4 protein-coding genes are annotated in these 5601 nt (G+C 57.9%); 2 read left to right on the top strand and 2 right to left on the bottom strand.

What is annotated here, in order from left to right; genetic code table 11:
• Positions 1–126: 126 nt before the first annotated feature.
• Together LDK53_RS19840 and LDK53_RS19835 are read right to left on the bottom strand one after the other, a co-directional pair.
• Entirely contained in the window at positions 127–444 is a 318-nt protein-coding gene (locus LDK53_RS19840) for a YebG family protein (RefSeq protein WP_225287880.1), read from the bottom strand.
• A 70-nt stretch (positions 445–514) separates the two neighbouring features.
• Complete coding sequence (locus LDK53_RS19835) at positions 515–868, bottom strand: helix-turn-helix domain-containing protein (protein ID WP_045284868.1); 354 nt, start codon at positions 866–868, stop codon at positions 515–517.
• Between the two features lie 335 nt (positions 869–1203).
• Between LDK53_RS19835 and LDK53_RS19830 the strand changes: the two genes are divergently transcribed.
• Both LDK53_RS19830 and oqxB read left to right on the top strand, forming a co-directional pair.
• Complete coding sequence (locus tag LDK53_RS19830) at positions 1204–2379, top strand: efflux RND transporter periplasmic adaptor subunit (protein WP_059385300.1); 1176 nt, start codon at positions 1204–1206, stop codon at positions 2377–2379.
• Positions 2380–2403: 24 nt separating this feature from the next.
• Complete coding sequence (gene oqxB, locus LDK53_RS19825; protein ID WP_225287879.1) at positions 2404–5574, top strand: multidrug efflux RND transporter permease subunit OqxB; 3171 nt, start codon at positions 2404–2406, stop codon at positions 5572–5574.
• Positions 5575–5601: the final 27 nt, after the last annotated feature.

The following is a 5601-nucleotide window of genomic DNA, read 5'->3' as shown; positions in this document are numbered from 1 at the left end:
CGGGTAAGCGCAGCGCCACCCGGCAAGAAAGACAGGTCAATTGTTTATGTCAGGGGTTGTCATCAATGCCATGCCGTAAGCAGTTATCTGCTTACGGGTTTCGGATAGGTGATGATTTTCTGACAATCAGGCCGCTTTCACAGCCCTGATTTTTTTCGTGTCAGCCGCATCGGATTCTGGTTTATCCGCTGCAGCTGGGGCAGTGAGAGCGGGAAGCTTGCTGGTACGCAGAATATGCTGCACGGTCTCTTTCTGCTCTGCGAGATACAGGCCAAGATTTTCAGCCTGCGTTTCGTCCATCTGCATTCCGCTTTGCAACAGCCAGTCGGTGAACGCGTCGGCCATATCGAGCAGCTTGTCGTGAGCGTCAGCCTCTTTCTTACTGGCAAATGTCATTTTCTCTTCACCTTTTCTTACGACAACAAATTTTGTTTCAACAGCCATCGTGCACCTCGCTATACTGTATTTATATACAGTATAGCAGCTATGGATTGAAGTTGCAGCAAAATGTGTGTTACTGGCGCATCGACTGCGGTTCCGGGCCACCCATGCTGCGCCGCCATGCCCCAGGAGCCTGGCCATACTGACGCTTGAAGCTGCGGTTGAAGGACTGTTGGGAGTCAAAGCCCAGGGCGATGGCCACGTTCAGAATCGGTTCGTCGCTGTGGGTTAACCGTTCAACCGATTTTTGCAGCTTTCGCGCACGAATATACCCGGCGAGGGGATAGCCCGTATGTTCTTTAAACAGGCGCTGCAGGTGCCATTTTGAATAGCCGGATCGCCTGGCGACAGTCTCAATGTCCAGACGACTGTCCAGGTTGTTGTCGATCCAGTCGAGTAAATCGTGCATAAATGCGCCAGTGTTCATCTGATTACCCCCACGCAGCGTAGAAAAAGTATCTTTGTCTGTTGCATTTAAAGGTGGCGTGTTTTTCCGTTAATTGCAAGTTTTATTGTTGCATTTAAATCCCTGTCCGAAACGGGTCTTTTCACATCGACACAAATAGCACATAAAGTGCAACAATTATTCTTGCACTTAGTTAAGCGCCTTCCTACAATCGCCGCGATAGTGTACTCGCAACTGTTACAGTTTTGTGGCGATGAACGACACAAGTGGCCTTAAGCCAGCTACCGGACAAAGGAAGTGGCGCGGCGCCTCCCGCTGCGTCTTGCCCGGCAGCTACAATTACCGGAATAAAAATAATGAGCCTGCAAAAAACCTGGGGAAACGTTTATCTGAGCGCGCTGGGGGGGATGTTGATCTCCGCGCTGCTCGTCGGATGTGATAACAGCGTCGCGCAAAACGCCGCGCCACCCGCACCCACCGTCAGTGCTGCTGACGTGGTCGTGAAATCCATCAGCCAGTGGGATAGTTTTAACGGCCGGATTGAAGCGGTGGAAAGCGTTCAGCTGCGCCCGCGCGTCTCCGGCTACATTGATAAAGTGAATTACACCGACGGCCAGGAAGTGAAAAAGGGCGAGGTGCTGTTCACCATTGATGACCGAACCTACCGCGCCGCGCTGGAACAGGCGCAGGCGAACCTGGCGAGGGCCAAAACGCAGGCCAGCCTGGCGCAAAGTGAGGCTAACCGTACCGATAAGCTTATCGCTTCTCACCTGGTCTCCCGGGAAGAGTGGGAGCAGCGTCGCTCGGCCGCCGTTCAGGCGCAGGCCGACATTCGCGCCGCGCAGGCGGCAGTAGACGCAGCGCAGCTCAACCTGGACTTCACTAAAGTGACCGCGCCTATCGATGGCCGCGCCAGCCGGGCGTTGATCACCAGCGGTAATCTGGTCACCGCGGGCGATACCGCCAGCGTGCTCACCACGCTGGTCTCGCAGAAGACGGTTTACGTCTATTTCGATGTGGATGAGTCGACCTATCTTCACTATCAAAACCTCGCCCGCAGCGGACAGGGGGCGTCCAGCAATCATATGGCGCTGCCGGTTGAGATTGGCCTGACGGGCGAAGAAGGCTATCCCCATCAGGGCAAAGTGGATTTCCTGGACAACCAGCTCACGCCGAGTACCGGCACCATCCGCATGCGTGCGCTGCTGGATAACTCCCAACGTCAGTTCACACCGGGGCTGTTTGCCCGCGTACGCCTGCCGGGCAGCGCGGCATTCAAAGCCACGCTTATCGACGACAAAGCGGTGCTGACCGATCAGGATCGCAAATACGTCTACATCGTGGATAAAGAGGGGAAAGCCCAGCGCCGCGACATTACGCCGGGGCGTCTGGCAGACGGTTTACGCATCGTGCGGCAGGGGCTGAACCCTGGCGATAAAGTCATCGTCGAGGGTTTGCAAAAAGTGTTTATGCCGGGAATGCCGGTTAACGCCAAAACCGTTGCCATGACCGCCAGCGCCGCCCTCAACTGATCCCTTGACCTGAGAATCCAATCTATGGACTTTTCCCGCTTTTTCATCGACAGGCCGATTTTTGCCGCCGTCCTGTCGATTCTGATTTTTATCACAGGATTGATCGCCATCCCGCTGCTGCCGGTGAGCGAATATCCTGACGTCGTGCCGCCAAGCGTTCAGGTGCGCGCGGAGTACCCGGGCGCCAACCCGAAAGTGATTGCCGAGACCGTGGCGACGCCGCTGGAAGAGGCGATCAACGGCGTTGAGAATATGATGTACATGAAATCCGTCGCGGGCTCGGACGGCGTGCTGGTCACCACCGTGACCTTCCGTCCGGGGACTGACCCGGATCAGGCGCAGGTTCAGGTGCAAAACCGTGTCGCGCAGGCCGAGGCGCGTCTGCCGGAAGACGTGCGTCGTCTGGGCATTACCACCCAGAAACAGTCGCCGACGCTGACGCTGGTGGTGCATCTGTTTTCGCCCAACGGTAAGTACGACTCCCTGTACATGCGTAACTACGCCACCCTGAAGGTGAAGGATGAGCTGGCGCGTCTGCCTGGCGTGGGTCAGATCCAGATCTTCGGCTCGGGCGAATACGCGATGCGCATCTGGCTGGATCCGAATAAAGTGGCTGCGCGCGGGCTGACCGCCTCGGATGTGGTGACGGCGATGCAGGAGCAGAACGTTCAGGTGTCCGCCGGTCAGCTTGGCGCCGAGCCGCTGCCGAAAGAGAGCGATTTCCTGATCTCCATTAACGCCCAGGGCCGTCTGCATACTGAAGAAGAGTTTGGCAATATCGTTCTGAAAACCACGCAGGATGGTACGGTTGTCCGCCTGCGCGACGTGGCGCGAATTGAGATGGGCTCCGGCAGCTATGCGCTGCGTTCTCAGCTGAACAATAAAGACGCGGTCGGGATTGGTATCTTCCAGTCGCCGGGGGCGAACGCCATCGACTTGTCTAACGCGGTGCGCGCCAAAATGGACGAATTGTCCACGCGTTTCCCGGACGATATGAAGTGGGCGGCACCTTACGATCCGACGGTCTTTGTGCGTGATTCCATCCGGGCGGTCGTGCAAACGCTGCTGGAAGCGGTAGTGCTGGTCGTGCTGGTGGTGATTCTGTTCCTGCAAACCTGGCGTGCGTCGATCATTCCGCTGATCGCGGTGCCGGTGTCGGTGGTGGGTACCTTCAGCATCCTCTACCTGCTGGGCTTCTCGCTCAACACCCTGAGTTTGTTCGGGCTGGTATTGGCCATCGGTATCGTGGTGGATGACGCCATCGTGGTGGTGGAAAACGTCGAGCGAAATATTGAAGAGGGGCTTGCACCGCTTGCGGCGGCGCATCAGGCGATGCGTGAGGTCTCCGGGCCGATTATCGCGATTGCGCTGGTGCTGTGCGCGGTGTTTGTGCCGATGGCGTTTCTCTCGGGCGTGACCGGTCAGTTCTACAAGCAGTTTGCGGTGACGATCGCCATCTCCACGGTGATCTCCGCCATCAACTCGCTGACGCTCTCTCCGGCGCTGGCGGCCCTGCTGTTAAAACCGCACGGCGCGCCGAAAGATATGCCGACCCGGCTTATCGACCGACTGTTCGGCTGGCTTTTCCGTCCGTTTAACCGCTTCTTCCACCGCAGCTCGAACGGCTATCAGGGGCTGGTGGGTAAAACCCTCGGACGTCGCGGCGCGGTGTTTGCAGTCTATCTGCTGCTGCTCTGTGCGGCGGGCGTAATGTTTAAAGCGGTACCCGGCGGGTTTATTCCGACGCAGGACAAACTGTACCTGATTGGCGGCGTGAAAATGCCGGAAGGTTCTTCGCTGGCGCGCACCGACGCGGTGATCCGCAAAATGAGTGAAATCGGGATGAATACCGAAGGGGTGGACTATGCGGTGGCATTCCCGGGGCTGAATGCCCTGCAGTTCACCAACACGCCGAACACCGGGACGGTCTTCTTTGGCCTGAAGCCGTTCGACCAGCGTAAGCATTCCGCGGCGGAAATTAACGCGGAGATCAACGCGAAAATCGCGCAAATCCAGGAGGGCTTTGGCTTCTCCATCCTGCCGCCACCGATTTTAGGGCTGGGTCAGGGGTCGGGTTATTCCCTGTACATTCAGGATCGCGCCGGTCTGGGCTATGGTGCGCTGCAAAACGCGGTGAACACCATGTCCGGGGCGATTATGCAGACGCCGGGGATGCATTTCCCGATCTCAACCTACCAGGCAAACGTTCCGCAGCTGGACGTGCAGGTTGACCGTGATAAGGCGAAAGCGCAGGGCGTGTCGCTGACCGATCTTTTCGGGACGCTGCAAACCTATCTCGGCTCGTCGTACGTGAATGACTTTAACCAGTTCGGCCGTACCTGGCGCGTGATGGCGCAGGCGGACGGGCAGTTCCGCGACAGCGTGGAAGATATCGCGAACTTACGCACCCGCAATAGCCAGGGCGAAATGGTGCCGATTGGCAGTATGGTGAATATCACGACCACCTACGGGCCGGACCCGGTGATTCGCTACAATGGCTACCCGGCAGCGGATCTGATTGGCGATGCCGACCCGCGTGTGCTTTCGTCCACGCAGGCGATGACGCAGCTGGCGGGTATGTCTAAGCAGATCCTGCCAAACGGGATGAATATTGAATGGACGGACCTGAGCTTCCAGCAGGCCACGCAGGGCAATACGGCGCTGATCGTCTTCCCGGTCGCGGTACTGCTGGCGTTCCTGGTGCTGGCGGCGCTGTACGAAAGCTGGACGCTGCCGCTGGCGGTGATCCTCATCGTGCCGATGACGATGCTCTCCGCACTGTTTGGCGTCTGGCTGACCGGTGGCGATAACAACGTGTTCGTGCAGGTGGGGCTGGTGGTCCTGATGGGGCTGGCCTGTAAAAATGCCATTCTTATCGTGGAGTTTGCCCGCGAGCTGGAAATCCAGGGGAAAGGGATCATGGAGGCCGCGCTGGAGGCGTGCCGCCTGCGTTTACGCCCGATTGTGATGACCTCCATCGCCTTTATTGCCGGGACCATTCCGCTGATCCTCGGCCACGGCGCGGGGGCAGAAGTACGCGGCGTCACCGGGATCACCGTCTTCTCCGGGATGCTGGGCGTGACGCTGTTTGGCCTGTTCCTGACGCCGGTGTTCTACGTGACGCTGCGTAAGTTCGTGACGCGCGGGAAAAAAGAGGAAAGGGACGTTCTGCCAGCGCAAGGACGTTGCAGCTAATAAAAAACCGCCTTCACTGTGAAGGCG

Origin of the sequence: Enterobacter sp. K16B (assembly GCF_020216105.1) — a bacterium.
Taxonomy (GTDB): domain Bacteria; phylum Pseudomonadota; class Gammaproteobacteria; order Enterobacterales; family Enterobacteriaceae; genus Enterobacter; species Enterobacter sichuanensis.
Note: the sequence above shows the minus strand (reverse complement) of the source record. Positions and strands in the feature narration are given on the sequence as shown.

Excerpts from the sequence above, each read along its gene's own strand:
- LDK53_RS19840 (WP_225287880.1), bottom strand. The coding sequence starts at position 444 with ATGGCTGTTGAAACAAAATTTGTTGTCGTAAGAAAAGGTGAAGAGAAA.
- LDK53_RS19835 (WP_045284868.1), bottom strand. The coding sequence starts at position 868 with ATGAACACTGGCGCATTTATGCACGATTTACTCGACTGGATCGACAAC.
- LDK53_RS19830 (WP_059385300.1), top strand. The coding sequence starts at position 1,204 with ATGAGCCTGCAAAAAACCTGGGGAAACGTTTATCTGAGCGCGCTGGGG.
- oqxB (WP_225287879.1), top strand. The coding sequence starts at position 2,404 with ATGGACTTTTCCCGCTTTTTCATCGACAGGCCGATTTTTGCCGCCGTC.